21 protein-coding genes and 1 tRNA gene are annotated in these 22,663 nt (G+C 36.5%); 12 read left to right on the top strand and 10 right to left on the bottom strand.

What is annotated here, in order from left to right; all coding sequences use genetic code 11:
* Nucleotides 1-401: 401 nt before the first annotated feature.
* A tRNA-Ser gene (locus LG402_RS10835) sits at nucleotides 402-489 on the bottom strand.
* A gap of 317 nt (nucleotides 490-806) precedes the next feature.
* On the opposite strand from LG402_RS10835, the gene ghrA reads away from it, so the two are divergent.
* The 3 genes from ghrA to LG402_RS10820 all read left to right on the top strand — a co-directional run bounded on the left by ghrA (nucleotide 807) and on the right by LG402_RS10820 (nucleotide 3,615).
* Nucleotides 807-1,748 carry a glyoxylate/hydroxypyruvate reductase GhrA gene (ghrA, locus tag LG402_RS10830; protein ID WP_166539993.1) on the top strand — a complete coding sequence of 314 codons (942 nt, stop codon included), beginning with the start codon at nucleotides 807-809 and terminating at the stop codon, nucleotides 1,746-1,748.
* A gap of 432 nt (nucleotides 1,749-2,180) precedes the next feature.
* A complete protein-coding gene (locus LG402_RS10825) occupies nucleotides 2,181-2,789 on the top strand; it encodes a 2OG-Fe(II) oxygenase (RefSeq protein ID WP_166541097.1) in 609 nt (202 codons plus the stop codon).
* 253 nt (nucleotides 2,790-3,042) lie between these two features.
* Nucleotides 3,043-3,615, top strand: coding sequence for a molecular chaperone (locus LG402_RS10820; protein WP_227335356.1), 573 nt, complete (start codon nucleotides 3,043-3,045; stop codon nucleotides 3,613-3,615).
* A 109-nt stretch (nucleotides 3,616-3,724) separates the two neighbouring features.
* Here LG402_RS10820 and LG402_RS10815 read toward each other — a convergent pair whose 3' ends face one another.
* The gene (locus tag LG402_RS10815; RefSeq protein WP_227335355.1) at nucleotides 3,725-4,279 is read right to left on the bottom strand and encodes a lipoprotein; all 555 of its coding nucleotides are present in this window, start codon (nucleotides 4,277-4,279) and stop codon (nucleotides 3,725-3,727) included.
* Nucleotides 4,280-4,321: 42 nt separating this feature from the next.
* Nucleotides 4,322-5,524, bottom strand: a complete 1,203-nt coding sequence (gene mdtH / locus LG402_RS10810; protein ID WP_109407572.1) for a multidrug efflux MFS transporter MdtH — start codon at nucleotides 5,522-5,524, stop codon at nucleotides 4,322-4,324.
* 197 nt (nucleotides 5,525-5,721) lie between these two features.
* Here mdtH and rimJ point away from each other — a divergent pair, with 197 nt between their 5' ends.
* The gene (rimJ, locus tag LG402_RS10805) at nucleotides 5,722-6,303 is read left to right on the top strand and encodes a ribosomal protein S5-alanine N-acetyltransferase (RefSeq protein ID WP_166541099.1); all 582 of its coding nucleotides are present in this window, start codon (nucleotides 5,722-5,724) and stop codon (nucleotides 6,301-6,303) included.
* Between the two features lie 107 nt (nucleotides 6,304-6,410).
* On the opposite strand, the gene LG402_RS10800 is transcribed toward rimJ, so the two are convergent.
* Entirely contained in the window at nucleotides 6,411-7,046 is a 636-nt protein-coding gene (locus tag LG402_RS10800) for a GNAT family N-acetyltransferase (RefSeq protein WP_227335354.1), read from the bottom strand.
* 101 nt (nucleotides 7,047-7,147) lie between these two features.
* Between LG402_RS10800 and LG402_RS10795 the strand changes: the two genes are divergently transcribed.
* From LG402_RS10795 to LG402_RS10785, 3 genes are all read left to right on the top strand, one after another.
* Nucleotides 7,148-7,744: a TetR/AcrR family transcriptional regulator gene (locus tag LG402_RS10795; protein ID WP_109407569.1), complete on the top strand. Its 597-nt coding sequence runs from the start codon at nucleotides 7,148-7,150 to the stop codon at nucleotides 7,742-7,744.
* A 147-nt stretch (nucleotides 7,745-7,891) separates the two neighbouring features.
* Entirely contained in the window at nucleotides 7,892-9,427 is a 1,536-nt protein-coding gene (gene murJ / locus LG402_RS10790) for a murein biosynthesis integral membrane protein MurJ (protein ID WP_166541101.1), read from the top strand.
* Nucleotides 9,428-10,453: 1,026 nt separating this feature from the next.
* A complete protein-coding gene (locus LG402_RS10785; protein ID WP_109407567.1) occupies nucleotides 10,454-10,726 on the top strand; it encodes a hypothetical protein in 273 nt (90 codons plus the stop codon).
* 141 nt (nucleotides 10,727-10,867) lie between these two features.
* Here the strand turns inward: LG402_RS10785 and argS are convergent, their stop codons facing one another.
* Nucleotides 10,868-12,598: an arginine--tRNA ligase gene (gene argS, locus LG402_RS10780; protein ID WP_166541102.1), complete on the bottom strand. Its 1,731-nt coding sequence runs from the start codon at nucleotides 12,596-12,598 to the stop codon at nucleotides 10,868-10,870.
* Between the two features lie 172 nt (nucleotides 12,599-12,770).
* Here argS and LG402_RS10775 point away from each other — a divergent pair, with 172 nt between their 5' ends.
* Both LG402_RS10775 and cutC read left to right on the top strand, forming a co-directional pair.
* On the top strand, nucleotides 12,771-13,325 hold the full coding sequence (locus tag LG402_RS10775) for a VOC family protein (RefSeq protein WP_166541103.1): 555 nt from the start codon (nucleotides 12,771-12,773) through the stop codon (nucleotides 13,323-13,325).
* Nucleotides 13,326-13,479: 154 nt separating this feature from the next.
* On the top strand, nucleotides 13,480-14,232 hold the full coding sequence (gene cutC / locus LG402_RS10770; protein WP_166541104.1) for a copper homeostasis protein CutC: 753 nt from the start codon (nucleotides 13,480-13,482) through the stop codon (nucleotides 14,230-14,232).
* Nucleotides 14,233-14,281: 49 nt separating this feature from the next.
* Here cutC and LG402_RS10765 read toward each other — a convergent pair whose 3' ends face one another.
* From LG402_RS10765 to LG402_RS10745, 5 genes are all read right to left on the bottom strand, one after another.
* Nucleotides 14,282-15,856, bottom strand: coding sequence for an ATP-binding cassette domain-containing protein (locus LG402_RS10765; protein ID WP_166541105.1), 1,575 nt, complete (start codon nucleotides 15,854-15,856; stop codon nucleotides 14,282-14,284).
* A gap of 229 nt (nucleotides 15,857-16,085) precedes the next feature.
* On the bottom strand, nucleotides 16,086-16,910 hold the full coding sequence (locus LG402_RS10760; protein ID WP_166541106.1) for a hypothetical protein: 825 nt from the start codon (nucleotides 16,908-16,910) through the stop codon (nucleotides 16,086-16,088).
* Nucleotides 16,911-17,062: 152 nt separating this feature from the next.
* Entirely contained in the window at nucleotides 17,063-18,037 is a 975-nt protein-coding gene (gene cmoB / locus LG402_RS10755; protein ID WP_227335353.1) for a tRNA 5-methoxyuridine(34)/uridine 5-oxyacetic acid(34) synthase CmoB, read from the bottom strand.
* Nucleotides 18,037-18,789 (bottom strand): carboxy-S-adenosyl-L-methionine synthase CmoA, encoded by a 753-nt coding sequence (gene cmoA / locus LG402_RS10750; RefSeq protein ID WP_227335352.1) that lies wholly within the window; start codon nucleotides 18,787-18,789, stop codon nucleotides 18,037-18,039. The genes cmoB and cmoA overlap by 1 nt, the downstream gene beginning before the upstream one ends.
* Before the next feature lie 187 nt (nucleotides 18,790-18,976).
* Nucleotides 18,977-19,375 (bottom strand): MAPEG family protein, encoded by a 399-nt coding sequence (locus LG402_RS10745; protein ID WP_023582071.1) that lies wholly within the window; start codon nucleotides 19,373-19,375, stop codon nucleotides 18,977-18,979.
* 266 nt (nucleotides 19,376-19,641) lie between these two features.
* On the opposite strand from LG402_RS10745, the gene aspS reads away from it, so the two are divergent.
* The 3 genes from aspS to LG402_RS10730 are packed head-to-tail and all read left to right on the top strand — an operon-like array spanning nucleotide 19,642 to nucleotide 22,647.
* Entirely contained in the window at nucleotides 19,642-21,426 is a 1,785-nt protein-coding gene (aspS, locus tag LG402_RS10740) for an aspartate--tRNA ligase (RefSeq protein ID WP_166541109.1), read from the top strand.
* Nucleotides 21,427-21,429: 3 nt separating this feature from the next.
* Nucleotides 21,430-21,864, top strand: coding sequence for a dihydroneopterin triphosphate diphosphatase (gene nudB, locus LG402_RS10735; RefSeq protein ID WP_227335350.1), 435 nt, complete (start codon nucleotides 21,430-21,432; stop codon nucleotides 21,862-21,864).
* Nucleotides 21,865-21,891: 27 nt separating this feature from the next.
* Complete coding sequence (locus tag LG402_RS10730) at nucleotides 21,892-22,647, top strand: YebC/PmpR family DNA-binding transcriptional regulator (RefSeq protein WP_166541111.1); 756 nt, start codon at nucleotides 21,892-21,894, stop codon at nucleotides 22,645-22,647.
* Nucleotides 22,648-22,663 lie beyond the last annotated feature (16 nt).

Here is a 22,663-nt window from a genome sequence, read left to right as displayed (position 1 = left end):
GTATCTTATTGTATTTATTCTGTTGCTTGCTTGAAAATAAAGTTTAAATTTATTTTAAAATTATAAAAAGCGTTTTATTTTAGAATAAATGTCATTTATAGAGAGATAATAAAAGTCGTTTTCTGTCATAAAAATACGAATAGAGTTAAATAGCAACTAGATAAGCTATTTTTGATCATTAAAAATTAATTATTAGAGATTGTTAACTGATAAAAAATTATTAAATAAAACGATTAAGCCAAAATAAAATAAGTGGGTGTTGTATACTAAAGAAATAGTATCGAAAAATGAGTTTAAATGGGCTATAGATGGAAGCGAGAAAAAATAACTAGAATGAAAGTTGATATTTTTTCTACAAAAAAATAGAGCCTAATTAAAAAATTAGGCTCTATCTTAGAATATGGCGGTGAGAGAGGGATTCGAACCCTCGATACGTTGCCGTATACACACTTTCCAGGCGTGCTCCTTCAGCCTCTCGGACATCTCACCGTATTGTTGTTGGATATGTACTTAACATCTCTCAACGGGGCGCTACTATAGGGAAAAGGAGCATAAGCGTCAACAGCTAAATGCATTTTTCTTTTAACTTTTGTATCAAGCAGTCAAATAAAAAACAATATGCACAAATGCTAGACAAATTATGTAGTAAACCAATTCACGCAATAGGTTAGCGTATTGAAAAAAGAATTGAGATTTTCGTTAACTGGTTAACATTCTCAACATTTTTATTAACAACTTATTCAAAGAGACTTGAAATCAGAACGTAACCCTCGCACCCTATGATAAAAATGCTGGAGGAAGGCACAATGAATATTATTTATTATCATCCTTTTTTTGACGCAGAGACATGGATCAACGGTATGAAGGCGCGTTTGCCGAATGCCAATATACGCATTTGGGAACCAGGCGATAATCAACCTGCTGATTATGCTATGGTTTGGCTTCCTCCTTATGAAATGCTTGCAAGTCGCAATCACCTTAAAGGTATTTTTGCATTAGGAGCGGGTGTTGATGCTATTTTAAAACAAGAACAACAAAAGCCTGGCACATTACCAACAGGTGTTCCTGTTATGCGTTTGGAAGACACCGGAATGGGGCTTCAAATGCAAGAATATGCGATTGCGAAAGTAATGTATTATTTTCGTCGTATGGATGATTATAAACGCCAACAATCACAACGTTTATGGAAACAGCTTCCTTCTCACTCTTATGATGATTTTGTGATTGGTGTTTTAGGTGCTGGTGCTTTAGGCGGGAGTGTCGCGACTAAACTCGCTGAACTAGGTTTTAAAGTGCGTTGCTGGAGCCGTAGTGAAAAGCAAATTAAGAATGTTGAAAGTTTTTATGGTAAAGAGCAACTTAATGACTTCCTTAAAGAGAGTAATTTACTGATTAACTTATTACCTTATACACCGGAAACTCATGGTATTTTAAATTTTTCTCTTTTTGAACAACTTAAACCTTCATCCTATTTAATTAACCTTGCTCGTGGTGCACATTTAGTTGATCAAGATTTATTAGAAGCGATAGACCAAGGATACATTGCTGATGCAACTCTTGATGTTTTTGCTCAAGAGCCTTTAGCAGGTATGCATCCATTCTGGACTCATCCTCGAGTTTCTATTACACCACATATCGCGGCCTTTACCATTCCAAATATTGCAATGGATACTATAGTTGAAAATATTCAACGAATTGAAAAAGGAGAGACTCCTTTTGGTGTGGTTGATATGGATAGTGGCTATTAAGTTTCTTTCTCTTATATTTTGATTTTAGAAAGTGGGCGATAAAATTTATATTTATCGCCTATTTTTATCTCTAATTATTAAATAATATTACATTTTTAGTGTGTTATATAAATCCATAAAATTTTAATTGTAAAAAAAGATATATATTAATTATTATCAATGCTTGGAACATATTATTAAAAATAACATTTAATATTAATAAATATAAAATTTAAATTTATTAAAAATAAATATTATTAATATAAATTTATTCGTTTAAACAGAAACCGCTTTTACTCTTAATGCTAGAAGAATACACTGTGTGTCTTTGTGGTTTTTTTAGAATTAAACTCTAATTAATTGGTGTTATTGAAAAGATAAGTTTATTAAATTGTCATTTTAGTCAACTTGGTGATATAAAGTAGTTTCCCATGTTTATCAGACAATATACCTATGAATATAGCAGAACTTCTTGAGCAAATAGCAGAGAAAGGATGGTGTGTATGGGATGATTTCCTCACACCAGAAGCTGTTCAACAACTACGCACTTGTTTTGGTGACAATGCACAACAAGCTCGTATTGGTCGTCATGAAAATCGTCAAGCAGAAACAACAATACGTAGCGATAAAATAAGTTGGCTAGAGCCAAAAATGGGTGAACCAGTACAACATTATTTAATGCAAATGGAGTCTATTCAACGTGCTGTTAATCGAGAGTTTTATTTAGGACTATTTGAATACGAAGCACATTTTGCGTGTTATGAGAAAGGAGCATTTTATAAAAAACATCTGGATGCTTTTAAAGAAAATGTAACTCGGCGTTTAACCACAGTGTTATATCTTAATGAGGATTGGACAACCGAAGATGGTGGCGAATTAGTTATCTATGATTTAAAGGATAACGAACTTGCGACAATCACACCAAAAGGAGGGCGTTTAGTTGTTTTCCTTTCAGAACAATTTCCTCATGAAGTGCTCCCTACTAATAAAGAGCGAGTGAGTATTGCTGGGTGGTTTCGAGTCAATGGTGTAAGAGATAATTTTCTTGATATTGCAAGTTAACTAATGCAACAAAAATGCTGTTGTCATAAAAGAGTTTTAAAGTCGTTATAATAAAACTGTTTTAAAAGATAAGTAGCATGGGATTAGGCGCGTTTCTTATATTAAGCAAAAGCTTAATTATTAAGAGCGCGCTTTTTCTGTTTTAAAAGCTCCCTTTGGTTAAATTAATACTTATAATCATAAAAAAGAAAAAAGTTGATTTTCTTGTCGTTAAACGCACAATAACGCGAAACTTTTTAGGATAAAAAATACAATGAATGAATTCTCAATAGTTTGCCGACTTTTAGGCACATTATTTCAACGTGACCCAAATGATCCTATTTTAGCGCCAATTATTAAAATGGTTGGTGAAGGAAAATTGAGCCAGTTATGGCCATTGGAGCAAGACGAGTTATTTAATACATTAAAAAATAGTGTCAAAGATTTGGCTATTGTTGAAGCTGATTACCAATCTCTTTTTGGTGGAGAGGCGCCTGCTGTATCTATTTATGCTCATGATTACGAAGAGATCAAAGAAGACGATGTTCGTCAATTCTTAATTGCAAGAGGTATGCCAGTTACTGAGAATGCAACAGACAGTTTTGGCGCTTTATTACTTGCTGCTTCATGGCTGGAAGATAATTCAGCAGAAGATGAAGTATTAGCTCAAATACAGTTATTTGATGAATACTTATTACCTTGGGCTGGGGCATTTCTTGGTAAAGTGGAAGCTCACGCAACAAGTGGTTTTTATCGTACATTAGCCGCAATTGCGCGTGGTGCGTTATCGGCATTACGTGAAGAGCTTTCTGATGATGAAAAGAGTGAAGATACTGAAGCAGAGTAATATCTTATTTTCTTTGCAAAGGTATTTTACTATTCATAAAAAAGGCAAACCATTAGGTTTGCCTTTCTCATTAATGTCGATAAATATTTTTAATCAACTCACGTAACTATTAGAGTTGGATCACGAATTTACCCGGTTTAACTTCAATGCCTTTTGCCAGTTTAAATGCCGCGGCTTCAGCGCTATTTTTCTCAGGATTGAGGATATAAACAGGGTGATTATCAAAATACGTAGCAATGGTGGCATCTAAATAAGGCTTTAATGCGACAACGACAGCATCCATTTTTTCTGGTGATACTTTATAGCTATCAATAGTCATGGACTTTATGTATATCGCACCTTGATCGGCTTGATAAGAAGGTTGACCTGATAATGTAAGATCAACTTTGGCACTTGTTTTACCAAAAAATGAATTAATTTTCAGATCGGCAGTACCTGAAAGGTTAATTTTACCCGGCTCTGTACGACCAATTTGGATTGAAAGATTACTTAACTTGATATCAGCGGATACAACTTCATCTTCACCAATATGTTTTTGAAGATTTGTTTTCCGGCTAATATAGTCATTAATCAAATTTTCACTTACATCAAATTGCTTGAGCTGATCACAACCCACCACAAAGCTTGTTAGTAATAATATGGTTGTTAGAAGAATAGCTTTCATAAACACTCCTTGATCATTGATAACTAAAAGTTTACCTGATATCTAAGGAGTAAGCATGGCTGTTTCTATTTTTTTACGATTAAATTGGCGATGTAGTGCGTAAAGCGTTATTAATCCTACCGTACCTAATAAGAACCAAGGTAATTCAGGCATATCAAATTGGTTACCTAAATCGTACATCCATCCACCACCGGTATATCCGATTGCGCCACCAAAGGCCAAGCCTAAGCGACTAAATCCCATATAACTGCCACGAGCGCGAGGATCAGCCAGGGAGGCACTTAATGTTTCGCGCGCAGGCTCTGCAGTGATCGTGCCGAGATAAAATAAACCAATAATTAAGAAGATGCCTTGTAATGAATGGATCATTCCAACAGGAAACATGCTGATGCTCATTAAAAATAAGCCTGCCATTAAACGCTGTTCCAATTTGAAACGTTTTTCACTCCAGCGCGCAATAGGATAGAGCAAGGTTAAAGAGAGTAATGCTTCAATGGCATACATCCATTTTACTGCTGTGGGAGTACCAGCGATATCGTTAACGATAATAGGGAACATCAACATGACTTGAACAGACAATACAAAATAGCCTGTTAACGTTAAGACATAACTGACAAAACGTTTATCCAGTAATACACGATTTAGCCCTTCTTTAATCGGTGTTCTGGTAGTAGATATGCGGTAAGCAGGTAATAACCAAGCATTAAATAAAGCAGCAATAACAAAAACACCAGCACCAACCCAGCATACTAAATGAAAATCATATAATAATAACCAGCTACCAATCAGCGCCCCAATAACTGCTCCTGCACTATCTTGCATTAATAATAGAGAATAAAAACGACCACGTTCATAAGGACGGGTTAATTTAATAACTAGGGCTGTGCGAGGTGGATCAAATAACGTTCCCCCTAATGCAGATAAAATGCAAGATAACCAAAGTATCCACGGTTGGTCTGCCATTGCCATTAAAGCAAAACCTAAAGCACGTAATAACATTCCAGTTATTATCATTGGTTTTGCACCAAAGCGGTCTGCGATGGCGCCACCAAAAATACCTAGGCCTTGCTGGACTAATTGTCTAAGCCCTAATGCAAAACCGACAATAACACCAGCCCAACCCAATTGTTCGACGAAACGAATAGAAATCAGAGGAAAAACGACGAAAAAACCTAAGACAACTAACATATTGTCAATTAGGAGGAAGTATTTACCCAAGGTACGGGCTTGTGTTACCAGTGCCATTACTCACCATCAATAAGCAAATAATTTAAATAAAATAAGGGGGGAATGAAATAATTTATTTCTTCGACTATTCTGTCTCTAAATGTGCATAATTCCTAGTAAATTAAAGATGATATTTTTTTATTAAGGTTAGTGGCAGAATAAGAAGAGTTACTTCAGAATTAGGCTTATTTATATCAAAGGATAATGGGATCGCAATGTTTGGTTATCGTGGTGGAGTTCCTAAAATTCGTTTCGAAACGACAAGAATGATAATTCGTTTAGCTTATGAACGAGATGCGGAAAAATTGGCTGATTATTATACATTAAATCGTCGTTTTTTAATTCCATGGGAACCCTTAAGAGATAAAACACATTATTTGCCTTCCGGTTGGGAACATCGTTTGCAATATATGAACGAATTACATCGACAAGAAAGTGCATTTCATTTTTTGTTGTTAACACCAACTGAAGATGAAATTATTGGTGTGGCTAATTACAGTAATGTGATGCGTGGTGCCTTTAATGCCTGTTTTTTAGGTTATTCCGTAGGTGAGAAATGGCAAGGTAAAGGTTATATGTCTGAGGCATTAACTGAAACGTTGCGTTATATGCAACGCCAGCAAGGTATGCATCGTATTATGGCGAATTATATGCCTCATAATTTACGTAGTGGTAATTTATTGGCGAAGCATGGTTTTGAACGAGAAGGCTATGCAAAAAATTATCTACAAATAAACCAAGAATGGCGTGATCATGTATTAACCGCATTAACAACAAGAACTTACTGCAAAAGATAAATAGCTCATGTTGTTAAGGATAAAGCACTGTTTATAATTATAGTGATATCTTTTTTTCAGTGCTTTTAATCCATATATTGATGCTAATAGTGATATCGAATTTGCCTTTAGTTGATTTTTTTCAACATATAATACCAATGTTGAATATGAAAAATAGATTGTGTTAGGCGCGATGATTCCTTTCTCTCAATATAAAACCCATCTTTTTGATATAAATAAAGAGCACCTTTATGATGAGTATCCACATAAAGTGATAAATATACTTTTTTCAGAATATCTTTACTGTATTGCGATATCCATTGAAGTATTGCATAAGCGATACCATGACCTTGATAAGTGGGTAAAACAGCAATATGAGCTAAATAAACTTCATTTTCTTTTGGCGTATAATCAAATAATGAAAAGAAAATTTTTTGCTTAATATAATGAGTAATGCCATAGCGCCAATAATTAGAGAAAGGTGTTTTAGCAAAAGAATTTGACATAAGTTGAGCTTCTTTTGTGACTAAACTAAATGTTGCAATTATCTTTTCATTCTCGGTGACAACAAATTGTTGGTTATTCTTTTTACACGCTAGTGTATTCCAAATGGCTTCTAATTGCTGACTCTGTTTAGGGTGAGCACTATCAATATTAAAAGCATTCAATTTAAAACGAAAGGCTTGTGCAAACAATTGAATGATTTCAGGAATATCTGAAGGCTCTGCAACACGAAGCTGATAGTGTCCATTAAGTAATTGCATGATATCGTTACTCTGCAATAATAGGGTTAACTTTTAGACTGTTTGGTCTACTTTATTCTAGACTAATCAGTCTGATTTATTTTGTCTAGAGATTTTAGGTTATGAACAAGACAGCGACTGAAAAACAAAAAGCAAAAATGAAGCACATCATTGATGCTGCAATGCGTTGCTTTGCCGTAAAAGGCTTTCATTCCACATCAACAGCAGAAATTTGTCATGAAGCAGGGATGAGTCCCGGAAATGTATTTCATTATTTTCCCAATAAAAATGCGATTATTGAAGCGATTGCATTAGAAGATGCACAGCTTTTTGATGAGATTTTTTGTCGTTATGAAGCGCAAGAAGAGAGTATTCAGGCAGTTATTGGTTTAATGACAGAGATTATAGCGCTTTATAATCATCCAGAGTACGCGCGCATTAGTATTGAAATTTTTGCTGAAGCTTCACGTAATGCGAGTATTCACGAAATTTTCATTGAAAATGAAAGAAACAATAAGCAACGTTTGATTGCCATGTTAGAAAACGGTATTAAAAAAGGGCAAATTGATCCGCTATTAGAGCCAGAAAAAATGGCTACTTGGTTATTTGTGATTGCAGATGGTTCTATGGGGAGAAATATTATCGATCCTGAGTTTAGTGAAAATGATAGCCAAACGATGTTGGAATTAATGTTGAGAAAAATATTAGCTAGACCATAAATTATAGGTGTTTTTCTCTTATTGGAATTAGTTAAAAGTAAGTTGAAACTGCTTATTTTTAGCCAATTGATGATTGATTTTTCGATGTTAGAGACGGAGTATAGTCCCTTTCTTTTTATTCCATTCAACAAAACTTAGAATGACTTTATGAATTTACTTAAATCACTGGCCGCAGTGAGTTCTATGACTATGTTTTCACGGGTTTTAGGATTCATTCGTGATGCAATCATTGCGCGTATTTTTGGCGCAGGTATGGCAACAGATGCTTTTTTTGTTGCATTTAAATTACCGAATTTACTTCGTCGTATTTTTGCAGAAGGGGCATTTTCTCAAGCCTTTGTGCCAATATTAGCTGAATATAAAAGTCAGCAAGGTGATGAAGCAACACGTACTTTTATTGCTTATGTTTCAGGTATGCTAACACTGATCCTTGCCGTTGTTACGGTGATTGGTATTATCGCTGCACCATGGGTTATTTATGTCACAGCGCCAGGTTTTAGTAGCTCGCCAGATAAGTTTCAACTTACGACCGATTTATTACGAATAACCTTTCCTTATATTTTCCTTATTTCTTTGGCTTCATTAACGGGCTCTATTTTAAATACATGGAACCGTTTTTCCGTACCTGCTTTTGCACCGACATTACTCAATGTCAGTATGATATTTTTTGCTTTGGTAGTTGCACCTTATTGTAATCCACCAATTATGGCATTGGCATGGGCGGTTGTTGCTGGCGGAATATTACAACTTGGTTACCAATTACCACATTTGAAAAAAATCGGTATGCTTGTACTACCTAGAGTCTCATTTAAAAACAGTGCTGTTTGGCGTGTTTTAAAATTAATGGGGCCTGCTATTTTAGGTGTTTCGGTTAGCCAAATATCTTTAATTATCAATACAATTTTTGCTTCTTTCTTAGTGTCAGGGTCGGTTTCTTGGATGTATTATGCTGATCGTCTTATGGAGCTACCGACTGGGGTGTTAGGGGTTGCATTAGGCACTATTTTATTACCTTCATTATCGAAGAGTTTTGCTAGTGGTAATACTGAAGAATATAGAAAGCTAATGGATTGGGGATTAAGGCTGTGCTTTTTATTGGCACTACCTTGTACGATTGGTTTAGCTGTATTATCAGGGCCGTTAACAGCATCTTTATTCCAGTATGGTAATTTTAATGCTCATGATGCGTTAATGACACAACAAGCGTTAATCGCTTACTGTGTTGGGCTGATGGGACTTATTATCATAAAAATCTTAGCGCCTGGATTCTATTCTCGTCAGGATATTAAAACACCTGTAAAAATTGCTATCGCAACATTAATACTGACACAATTAATGAATCTCGCATTTGTCGGTAGTTTAAAGCACGTTGGTCTTGCGCTTTCTATTGGTATTGCAGCTTGTTTTAATGCCTCTATGTTATTTTGGCAAATTCGTAAAAAAGATATTTATCAACCTTTGGCGGGTTGGCCAGTCTTTTTGTTAAAACTAACAATTGCGTTGGTGGTAATGGGGGCTGTTTTAGTTGGAATGTTATGGATCATGCCAAGCTGGGATATCGGAAGTATGCTTATGCGTATTTTACGTCTATTACTCGTCGTTGTAGTTGGGGCTGGCAGTTATTTTGTTGCTTTGTATGTATTAGGTTTTAGGCCTCGTCATTTTTCATTACGCGCTTTATAGTTCATAAAATATGCTCCCCGCTTTTTGTATAAAAGCGGGGAGGTTTAAATTAACAATTTTTTTATCATTACTATTCCTCTCATTTAGATCCTTTCTCTATTTCTAGACTATTTATAATGCAACATTGATCACACTTTTGGCATTTAGTTAGATTAGCTCTATGCTGTTCAAAAAGAAAAATAGAATAAAAAAATACAGAAATTTTTTTTCTTCATTATTTTTTTATTAAATTTTTTTTCCAATTTCTGAATGATTTATACAGTTTTTCGGCATTGGAATGTGTTTTTTAAGTGAAATGCATAAATTAATTTAATCATTATTCATACCGAATATCTTTAGACAATTTGTTTACTTGTATAGCTATTCTACATAAAGTAAAAAAATAGACGCTATATTCTAAGCACTTACGGTTTGACGAATTATCTTTTTTTAGATAAACTCTCTGGTGTTGTTTAGGTTTAAAAAATGACACATCTGTTAAATATTTCTTACTTAATGATGAGATATTGCAAATATTTCAAAATATTGCAGTATATTTTAAAATATTTAATTTTTTTGATTTAAGACATATTATTATTTCTTTATTCAGGTAGATTAACCGTGACTGTAAAGTTATTTGCTTGTTATCGTTCAGTACTACTGAAAGTGATCATATCTATTTTGTCTGCGCTTCAAATAGGTAATACGATTGCTAGGGATAAGCAGTAAACAATAAGTCGTGTGAATAATGAAATTAATGCTAAATCTATTATTAATAGATAATTAGATTACTGGTAATTCGGTATGGTACACTAATTGTTGCTTTCATTTGTCCGCCATTGTTTTCTGTTTTCCCTCTCTTTTCAAAACCTTCGCAATAGTTCTTATTTTTTTCCTTAATAGCTCAATAACTCAAATATTTCTCCATTTGTTCGCTATACTCAAGGCAGTTATAAACGATTAGATATTTCTAGTTTAAAGACTACTAAATAATCAATTAGACGGTTTTTAGTAAAAATAAAAATAAAAGAGTGTCAAGGAGCTACTATGAAAAAAGCAATTATCATTTCTGTATCATTAGCTACGTTATTTCTTGCTGGTTGTACTGCTGATGGAAAAATCAATACCTCAAAATTAACGCCAGTTAACTGTGTGGGTGTATTTGACAAAACAAATGAGCAACTGTCATTTACGGCTAAAGACGTCAACGATCGCCTTTATAGCCCAAGCAAGCCAATAGATAGTGTTGATGGTTGGATTGAGGTAAAAGATATCAGAGGGCTATTGTGTCAGGATGTTATAACTGCTAATGAAGATTAATGATTAAGTAGCATTGGAAGTGAGATTGAGTAATCGTTTGAAGTGTTTTTTAGCTATATCGAATTAAGAATTAATGTATAAAAAAACCGATGGTCAAATGCCATCGGTTTTTTGTTTCTGTAATTTGTGCGCTTAAGCTAATTACATTCTATCAACCGTTTCGATCCCTAAAGTATCTAAACCTTGTTTTAAGGTTCTTGCGGTCAAGCGCGCCAGTTTTAGACGGCTTTGGCGAGTGTTTTCATCTTCAGCAGATAAGATAGGGCAGTTTTCATAAAAACCAGAGAAGGTTTGTGCCAAATCGTAGAGATAAGCACACATCACATGAGGTGTTCCTTCACGAGCAACTTGCATGATGGTCTCATCAAATTGCACTAAACGTAATGCAAGTTGTTTTTCATGAGACTGTGCTAATGTGATCGGCTGAGTTAATGTGTTTTCATCAATTTCAGCACGTTTAAAAATTGAAGCAACACGAGTATAAGCATATTGCATATAAGGTGCGGTATTACCTTCAAAGCTTAACATCAGATCCCAATCAAAGATGTAATCTGTTGTACGGTTTTTAGATAAGTCAGCGTATTTCACAGCACCAATACCAACAACGCGAGCAACATTATTTAATTCATCTTTATCCATATCTGGATTTTTTTCAGCAATTAATGTGCGCGCTCTTTCTTGTGCTTCATCGAGTAAATCCGTTAAACGGATAGTACCACCAGAACGTGTTTTAAATGGACGACCGTCTTTACCTAACATCATGCCGAACATATGGTGTTCAAGTAACATTGAATCAGGGATATAACCTGCTTTACGGACAATTGTCCATGCTTGCATTAAATGCTGATGTTGGCGAGAGTCGATATAATAGAGAACACGATCAGCATGTAGATTATCGTGACGATATTTAGCACAAGCAATATCGGTTGTTGTATAAAGGTAGCCACCGTCTTTTTTCTGAACGATAACACCCATAGGTTCGCCTTCCTTGTTTTTATATTCATCAAGGAAAACAACGGTTGCACCTTCACTTTCTACAGCAAGGCCTTTTGCTTTTAAGTCAGCAACAATACCAGGTAACATTGGGTTATAGAGACTTTCACCCATAATGTCATCTTCAGTTAATGTGACGTTAAGGCGCTGATAAGTCACTTGGTTTTGTTGCATCGTGATATCAACAAGTTTGCGCCACATTGTACGGCAATACTCATCACCGCCTTGTAATTTTACAACGTAATTACGCGCACGCTCTGCAAAGACTTCATCTTCGTCATAGCATTTTTTTGCTTCACGATAGAACTCTTCGAGATCAGATAACGCCATATCTGCGGCATTTTCGTTTTGTTTTTTTTCTAAATACGCAATTAACATACCAAATTGCGTACCCCAATCACCAAGGTGATTAGCACGAATAACGTTATGACCTAAGAAAGATAATGTACGCGCACTTGCATCGCCAATAATCGTAGAGCGTAAGTGGCCGACATGCATTTGTTTTGCAACGTTGGGAGAAGAATAATCAATAACAATAGTTTGAGGTGTAACAGATGTTACATTCAGATGTTCATCGACTAATGCGTCTTCTGCTTGCTTTGCAACCCATTGTGGCGATAAGAAGATATTGATAAAACCAGGGCCCGCGATTTCAACTTTATCTGCAATACCTGTAATATCAAGCTGTTCCAGAATTTTCTCTGCGAGTTGTCGGGGTGGGATCCCCATTTTTTTTGCTGCTCCCATGACACCATTTGCCTGATAGTCACCAAATTGCACTTTGGCTGACTGACGGACAAGTGGTTCGCTATCAGCGGGTGCGCCAGCAGCACACATTGCCACACTGATTTTTTCTGAAAGAAAAGCCTGAATATTCACCGGGTTACCTTAAATTATTGAGAAAATAAAACCTGACGACAAAAGCCTGACAGGTTTATTATAAAGAATTAGGATTAACCTTGAATTTATAACATATTCCGGCTAGAACATGCTACCATCTGCGCCTTATCTTTAAGGTTTTTTCTCTGTTTTTTCATTAAGGTTACTCAAAATGGCGTTATTTTCTTCAATCACTCAATTAAATGATTTAACTCACGAGCTTCCACAGTTTGAAGAAAAAATGATACAGCTTGCCAATCAGTTAGGTTTGAATTTTTCACTTTATCTTATTGATCATATTTCGTTACGTTGTCACGACTTAATATTGGCTGAACAATGGAGAAAAGGTCTTAGTCAATGTGGAAAGTGTATTTCTGATAATATTATTAACGGACGTCCAATTTATCTTTTTCAATTAGACACACCATTAACGGTTTTAAATCAAGCGGTTTCCATTGTTGAATTACCATTTCCCACCCATAAAAAATATGAGTACCAAGGTTGGGAACATATTGAGCAAGTGATCTCTGTTGAACCTTCTGATTTAGTCAATAATGTTATGGCATTTTTACCATCTCCTTTACCAGAGAGTATTAGCTTAAAAATCAGTGAACCTAAAGGTGAAAAAGAACGCTTGCCCAATCCCACAGTGGCTATTTCTAATGGTAAAGTGACTGTGAAGTATCATCCTTATTCGTTACTTGAAATCGTAGAAAGTGAGTGTTGAACGACACTTTCAGAAAATAGTTTGCTTGTGTCAGCACAAAATTCTGATAGTGGAATTGAATGAATAACGATATTCGACAACTATTGTTAGTAATCGCTGAGAAATGATATTTATTTTCTGATTACTTTCTGTATTAAGGATAAAGAGGGATGATATGGCTACGTTGGAGATTTGTTGTTTTGGCGCAGAATGCGCGCTGGTGGCAGAACGAGCAGGTGCGGATAGAATTGAACTATGCACCAGTCCATCAGAAGGTGGCATTACGCCAAGCTTTGGAATGCTAAGACAAGTCAGAGATCTGGTTCGTATTCCCGTTCATCCTATTATTCGCCCTCGAGGGGGGGATTTTTGTTACACACAAGCCGATTTTTCAGCAATGAAAAATGATATTAGCCTTATTCGTGATATGGGCTTCCCTGGTGCAGTTGTTGGTTTATTAAATGAAGAAGGACATATTGATTTGCCTAAAATGGAAATTCTAATGGAACTTGCGGGTCCTTTAGCTATTACTTTCCATCGTGCTTTTGATATGTGTATTAATCCATTATTAGGGTTAGAACAACTGACTCAATTAGGTATTTCTCGTATTTTAACATCAGGCCAGCAAGCGAATGCAGAATTAGGTTTACCTTTATTACGAACATTAAATGAAAAAACACAAGGTCCCGTTATTATGGCGGGAGCTGGTGTAAGACTAAGTAATATCCAAAAATTCTTAGATGCAGGTTTAAAAGAAATACATAGCTCTGCAGGTAAAGTTGCACCCTCAACCATGATTTATCGTAAAGCCGGTGTCACAATGAGCTCAGACAGTGAAGTTGATGAGTTTACCCATTATTGTGTGGATGAAGACACGGTTGAAGCAATGAAAGATATTATGAGTATTCATGCACCATTAGCATCTTAATTAGCACAAATTAACGATTTTAGAACTGCGCCTTTATGGCGCAGTTTTTTTATATAACCTCGCCTAATAATAATGTATGTGTAATACCACAGCGTTCCACAAAAGCTTCATCATGCGAAACCAGTAATAATGTACCTTGATATTCAACGAGTAAATTTTCCAATAATTGTTTAGATCCAATATCAAGGTGATTATCTGGTTCATCAAGCAATAATACCGCAGGGGGAATTGGACTCTGGGTTAAAGCCAATAACGTTGCTTTTAATTGTTCGCCACCACTTAGTTTTTCTAGAGGGAGTAATGAGTTATCGCCTCTGATCCTTAACATACCCAGCCGTGTTCGCCATTGCTCGATAGAAATAGCGGGTTGATATTGGTGTAGTGCTTGTGCAACAGGTAATGTTTTATCAAGTAGTGCAAGATGTTGATCAAGATAACAAAAGTTTTTATTAAGACGAAACTCACCAGAGCGTGGGCTAAATTGTTGGATCAGACATTTCAATAATGTCGATTTTCCACACCCATTTTTACCTTTAATATGCCAATGCTCATTACCGTAGGCTGAGAATGAAATAGGGCGCTGATAACCATACGGAAGCTGAAGATTATCTACAAATACATTTAAACGATGCCCATCGCTTTGATAATTCAAGATCATTTTCTGCTGATGAATATGCACTTTTTCTTCATCGACACCTTGTTTTTGAGATTGCATATCTTCTATTACACGCTGATGCCGTTTTGCTACGGCTGATTGGCGTTGTTCTGCTCTATTTTTTTGCATATCCAATAAAAGTAAGCACTGGGAGCCACTTTGCCTAATTGATTCGCCTTGTCGTTTTCGTTGTGCGGCTTTTTGTAATGTCGCTTGTTGCTGGCGTTTCTCATTTTTAATTTGGCTGTTTAGTCGATCACTTGCGGCTTCCAACGAGGCTATTTCTGCACTTTTTTGTGTTTCATATAAAGCATAATTTCCACCATATTCAGATAAACCTTTCTCACTTAATTCAAGAATAGTGTCCGCATATGAGAGCAAGTTTCGATTATGACTAACAATAAGAGAGCCTGCTTTGTGCTGAGCTAACTGTTTTATTAGCCATTGTTGTCCTTGATAATCAAGATGGTTATCTGGCTCATCTAAGAGTAGAAAACTCTGCTCGCATAAAAAAGCGCGGCAAAGTGCTAAACGTGTTTGTTCTCCACCACTTAAATGCGTAATAGGAGTCTCTAATGCGACAGGGAGTTGTGCTGAATCTAATAAATTCTGCCACGTAACAGGAAGTTGCCATTTGCCATCAAGCAACTCAATATCTTCTAATGTAGCAATACCGGCATCAACACGTTGGAATGCTTGATAAATTTCATGAATATCTAACGCTTGGGCAAGTGTATTACCTTGTAATCGTGTTAATTGATCAACGTGAACAAAAGGCATATTCCAATTAACTTGCCCAGATGAAGGTGTTATTTTTTGTGCTAATAATCTTAGTAGTATAGATTTCCCTTTACCGTTATTGCCGATTAATGCATTGTGCTGACAAGCCAATGAGCGAGTTAATGGTGGAAAAAGACGTTTTTGATTAAACTCGATTGTAAGTTGTGAGAAGTGACAGGCTATTGTCATAGTAATACCTCCTAAGCGAAATAGGTGGCAGACAGCCGAGATCTTTTTCTAGATGCGACGAAATAAATTATTGTCTGCCAGTAACAGAAAATGAATACCCCAAAAGGTATTTGAATAATTTTCTGGCAGAATTTAATTCATCGTAGGGGAGTGCCTTCTTAAAAATAAAATAAAATAGGATAGGTAACCAGCTCATTATAGCGATAAACATCCCCTGATCAATAGGCAATTAACGTTGTGACCTTCGAGTTACTTTTTCTCTGTTATAAATAAATTTAATTTTTTTATAAAGAGGTGAAAACATTGTAATTGTCAAAAAAATAAAAGGAATGGTATATAGAAGTGTACCTAATGCCATACCAACATGAGGCGCATTAAAATATTCACTATGCGAGGTAATTAAATTTAGATAATTTATTTTATCTAGATATTCGGGTGTTAAACCACCGTAAGGAATAATAAATCGAATTATTGCAATTAAGAAAATACAAAATAGAAAATTTAGCGTCATATATGCAGAATTAAGAATGTTTTTATTCCAAGCTTCTCTACTTTTTGCTTGATAGCTACCAATAAGGCGATTAGCGACGATAACGGCGTAGAGCCAAAGCACAATATTTTCATCGCCCATGACAAAACTATTAATCATAAAGGCAAATACGCTATAAACGGGGATAAGAACAAAGATAAGCTTAGTGCGTGCTAATACAGCCATAAATAGGCCTGAATGGACCAGAATAAATTCAAAGATAAAAATAACGGTTAAATTATAAATGGTCTGAACACTAAATAATGCGGGATAGCACCAAACGGTAATAATAAAAGCGATATAGAAAAATTGGGTAAAATAATCAAACCAAGAGAATAACTCACTGATTTTACGCTGTAATGGTGTAAGTGTAACGGGTGATTCTTCTGCTAAAAAATTTTGCTTAGCAAAAAACAGCTCTCGCTTTTCACTCTCTTTTCGTTGCTTATTAAGAACCAGAGATTGCTGCTTTTGTTGTGCGATCCTTTTTTGTTTAGCTTGCTTATTTTCTTTATATTTTGCCATAGTGAGCTTTTATAGAGCCAATTTTATAGTTATAAATAGATCCAAGTTTGATGAAGTCGTTTTTAAATACAATTTAATATAGAAAAAAGGATATCTCTATAAGATACCCTTTTTATAATGATTATTTGTAGCACACTTAAAATAAATCAAATTTAAGGCTTAGTTGCAATTAATATTGCACGCTTAGGTGCTGGATAACCTTCAACTGTTTTTGTTTTATCGTCAGCATCTAAGAATGCATCTAATGAATCCGTTATCATCCAATCTGTTTTACGTTGTTCATCCAGAGAGGTTGTGTTTTCATCGACAATGTGTACATCTTTAAAACCACATTTCTCTAACCAAACTTTTAGCATTTTTGCCGATGGAATAAAATACACGTTACGCATTTGTGCATAACGTTCACCAGGGATCAGACATTGAAATTCATCACCATCAACAACGAGGCTTTCTAATACTAATTCACCGCCTGAAACCAATTGATTTTTTAATTGCCATAAATGATCAAGCGGTGAACGACGATGATAAAGTACACCCATTGAGAATACGGTATCAAAGGCTTTTAATTCTGGCATTTGTTCAATACCAACAGGAATTAAATGTGCACGTTGATCATTCCCTAATAATTTTCTGACGGCTTCAAATTGGCATAAGAAAAGTTGAGTAGGGTCGATCCCCACAACAAACTCAGCACCTTCACCTAACATTCGCCACATGTGATAGCCACTGCCACAACCTACATCCAACACTAAACGGCCTTCAAGAGGGGAAAGGTGAGGTAAAACACGATCCCATTTCCAATCTGAACGCCACTCTGTATCAATATCGACCCCATAAAGAGAGAAAGGGCCTTTTCGCCATGGCATTAAGGATTTCAGAATATTATTTAAACCTAGTTGCTCACCGGCACTTAATGTAGGTGTTTTATTGGCAATTACTCCATTTTTTAAATCAAGTTCAGTAGGGGTTATTTCAAGCAAACCATCGAGCATTCTTTCCCATGAGGAAAAGTGACCGTGTAACGCGTTTGAGCGCCATTCTGATAATTGAGCAGGTAATGTATCTAACCAATGAAATAAGCGCTCATCTTGCGCAATAAGTTGATAGAACGAACCAAAATTAATCATTAGTTATTGCCTTTAATCGCTAAAAGAGAGCCAAAATTAAAACATTGGAACCAAACTTCTGCATGAGGGAAACCCGCATTATGTAAGCGAGTTTTATGGGTTTCAACAGAGTCTGTCAGCATGACATTTTCTAACATGCTACGTTTTTGGCTAATTTCTAATTCGCTGTAACCATTAGCGCGTTTGAAATCATGGTGCATATTAAACAATAATTCACCAATTTCTTTATCTTCAAAACTGAATTTTTCAGAAAGAACTAACACACCCCCAGGATTAAGGCCTTGGTAAATGCGGTTTAATAATATTTGGCGATCGTTTGGTGCTAAGAATTGTAAGGTGAAGTTAAGCACGACCATTGAGGCATTATTGATCTCAATATCGAGTATATCCCCCTCAATAATATTGACGGGAGTATCTGCTTTATAGGCATCAATATGGCGTTGACAACGCTCTACCATAGCCGGTGAATTATCAACACCAATAATTTTGCAGCCTGTCACATCAATATTACGACGCATCGAAAGGGTTGCTGCACCTAAAGAACAGCCTAAATCATAGACTTGGCTATTGGGTGTAACAAAGCGGCCTGCAAGCATACCAATCATAGAGATGATATTTGAATAACCGGGTACTGAGCGTTTTATCATATCAGGAAACACTTCAGCGACTTTTTCATCAAAGCGCCAGTCACCAAGGTTTGCAATAGGTGTCGCAAATAAGCTGTCTTGTTGTGATGATTTTGAATTCGACATAACTAAAATAGGTTTAAGGAATAAAAGAAGCAAGCATTCTACCAGAAGCGACGGTGCTCACAAAGTTGCATTATTTAGAAAGAAATTGGAAAAAATAAATAAACCTTTTTGATACCTTGCCGTTATTAGACACAACAGCAAGGATGTCGGTTTTGATCATGGATGATCATGTTATTCCCACGAGGACTTAGTAATAAAAGGAAAAGATTTGAATCCAAGGAAGGAAATAAATATTAGCAATGATCATCAATACCATTGATAAGTAAGTGGCGGCCATGCCTGAACGACGCCAGCGAAGTTCACGGTGTTTTAATCCATAAGAGTGTAAGAAGCGACCTGCGATTAAAATTGAGCCACAGATGTGTACCATCCAAACAAAAGCACCATTCATTTCCATGACCAGCAATAAGATCATAGAAATAGGAATATATTCTACCGCATTGCCGTGAACACGGATGGCTGTTTGTAATTCATAAAAGCCACCATCACCATAAGCAACCCGATATTGTGTTCTGAGTTTTACGACATTGAGGGACAATTTAATCAATAATAGTGCGCCCAGTACGATATAAAGCGAGCTAACCATCTTTTCTCCATTGCCAAAGCCAAAAAACGGCGAATTTAATGATAAACCTCAAAGCGACTTCTGTCGCTATAAATAATTATTATTAATTAATTGTTTGGGGATTAGCAAATCCTTGAAAAGATGTATCATATAAACTAGGTCTATACTCTTATCTCTAGGAAGAATTTTCGTTATAATGTCTGCCTTTTTTTTGACACTACTCGAAAAAGACTATTGCCAAAATTTCCGCAGCAGAAAGCACAACAAGCTGAGTAAAAGGATATTGTATGCGTACTAATTATTGTGGGCAGTTGAATAGTGCCCATGTGGGCCAAAAAGTGACTCTTTGTGGTTGGGTTAACCGTCGCCGTGACTTAGGTGGACTTATCTTTATTGATATGCGAGATCGCGAAGGTATTGTTCAAGTTTTCTTTGACCCAGAGCAGAAAGAGGCATTTTCTCAGGCATCAGAACTGCGTAATGAATTTTGTATTCAAGTCACAGGAACAGTACGCGCTCGTCCTGATAGCCAAATTAACAAAAATATGGCAACAGGTGAAATTGAGTTAGCGGCAGAATCTCTGTCTATTTTTAACCGTTCAGAGCCATTACCGTTAGATAGTAATCAAACAAATACTGAAGAGCGTCGTTTAACTTATCGTTATTTAGACCTGCGTCGCCCTGAAATGTCTGATCGCTTAAAAACCCGAGCTAAAATCACAAGCTTTGTTCGCCGTTTTATGGATGGTGAAGGTTTCCTTGATGTTGAAACTCCAATGCTGACAAAAGCGACACCAGAAGGGGCGCGTGACTATTTAGTACCAAGTCGTGTACACAAAGGTAAATTCTACGCATTACCACAATCACCACAGCTTTTTAAACAGCTGTTAATGATGTCTGGCTTTGACCGTTATTATCAAATCGTAAAATGCTTCCGTGATGAAGACTTACGTGCCGACCGTCAGCCTGAATTTACACAAATCGATGTTGAAACCTCTTTCATGAGTGCAGATCAAGTGCGCGAAGTGATGGAGCGTATGATCCACGCATTATGGTTGGATATTCTTAATGTTGATTTAGGTGCGTTCCCTGTCATGACCTTTGCTGAAGCAATGCGTCGTTATGGTTCAGACAAACCTGATTTACGTAACCCAATGGAACTCAAAGACATTGCTGATTTAGTCAAAGATGTTGAGTTCAGTGTATTTGCTCAAGCCGCTAATGATGAGAAATGCCGTGTTATCGCACTGCGTGTGCCAGGTGGCGCATCATTAACCCGTAAAAATATCGATGAGTATACACAATTTGTTGGTATTTACGGCGCTAAAGGCCTTGCGTGGATGAAAGTCAACGAAAGTGCTAAAGGCATTGAAGGTGTACAAAGCCCAATTGCTAAATTCCTGACTAATGATGTTGTTAACGCTATTTTAGAAACAACAGGTGCAACTGATGGTGATTTAATCTTCTTTGGTGCAGGCCGTAAAGGCACTATGAGTGATGCAATGGGTGCTCTGCGTTTGAAAGTGGGTCGTGATCTTGAACTGACAGACTTAAATGCATGGAAACCATTATGGGTTATTGACTTCCCAATGTTTGAAGAAGATGAAGAAACGGGGAGTTTAAGTGCAATGCACCATCCATTTACTTCACCAAAAGACTTATCACCTGTTGAGCTGACAGCACATCCAGTGGGTGCGGTAGCAAATGCGTATGATATGGTTATCAACGGTTATGAAGTAGGTGGTGGCTCTGTACGTATTCACCGTAATGAAATGCAACAAGCGGTATTTAGCATTTTAGGTATTTCGCCAGATGAGCAACAAGAGAAATTCGGTTTCTTATTAGATGCACTTAAATTTGGTACACCACCACATGCAGGTTTAGCTTTTGGTTTAGACCGTTTAGTGATGTTGTTAACAGGGACTGATAATATCCGTGATGTTATTGCATTCCCTAAAACAACAGCTGCAGCGTGTTTAATGACTAACGCACCGAGTTTTGCTAATGCTGATTCTTTAAAAGAACTAGCAATTGCAGTAACTCAAAAAGAAGTTAGCGAAGATAAAGAGTAAATAATGAAATATAAGCGCCCGATATCCGTTTTAGTTGTTATTTATGCAAAAGAGACCAAACGGGTGCTTATGCTAAAGCGTCGAGATGATCCTGATTTCTGGCAATCTGTGACTGGTAGTTTAGAAGCGGAAGAAATGCCTTTTCAAACGGCGTTGCGCGAAGTGCAAGAAGAAGTTGGAATTGATATCATAAAAGAAAATCTTGAGTTGGTGGATTGCCATCGCTCAATTCTTTTTGAGATTTTTGCACATTTTCGGCATCGTTATGCACCCGATGTGACACATTGTCAGGAACATTGGTTTACATTAGCACTGCCCGCAGAGCGAGAGCTTGTGCTAACTGAGCATTCGCAATACCAATGGCTAGACGCGCCACTGGCGGCAAAATTAACAAAATCCGCCAGTAATCAGCAAGCGATTGAAGAATTTGTTATTTAATGATTAGACCACGTTTGGAGATATTTCATGGCAGGTCATAGTAAATGGGCCAATACAAAACACCGTAAAGCAGCGCAAGATGCGAAACGCGGTAAAATTTTCACTAAAATCATCCGTGAATTGGTTACAGCAGCACGTTTAGGTGGTGGTGATCCTGCAACTAACCCGCGTTTACGTGCGGCAGTTGATAAAGCATTATCGAACAACATGACTCGTGACACCTTGAACCGTGCAATTGCACGCGGTGTGGGTAATGATGATAACGATAATATGGAAACTATCATCTATGAAGGCTATGGCCCAGCAGGTACTGCTGTGATGGTTGAATGCTTAAGTGATAATCGTAACCGTACTGTTTCCGATGTTCGCCATGCATTTACCAAAACAGGTGGTAACTTAGGAACAGATGGTTCAGTTTCTTATCTTTTCACCAAAAAAGGCGTCATTTCTTACGCACCAGGTGTTGATGAAGATGCGGTTATGGAAGCTGCGTTAGAAGCGGGTGCGGATGACGTTGAAACTTATGATGATGGCGCTATTGATGTTTACACCACACCAGAGTCGTTTGGTGAAGTGAAAGATGCGATGGATGCGGCAGGTTTTGTTGCGGAATCAGCAGAAGTTTCCATGATCCCATCAACAAAAGCAGAATTGGATATTGAAACAGCACCAAAATTAATGCGTCTTATTGATATGTTAGAAGACAGTGATGATGTGCAAGAAGTGTATCACAACGGTGATATCTCTGATGAAGTTGCAAAACAACTGGAAGATATCCTGTAATCGTTCTAACGTTTAT

It is taken from the genome of Proteus sp. NMG38-2 (assembly GCF_020640995.1).
In the GTDB taxonomy this organism is placed as follows: domain Bacteria; phylum Pseudomonadota; class Gammaproteobacteria; order Enterobacterales; family Enterobacteriaceae; genus Proteus.
The sequence above is the reverse complement of the archived record's forward strand: the minus strand, read 5'-3'. Positions and strand labels throughout refer to the sequence as shown.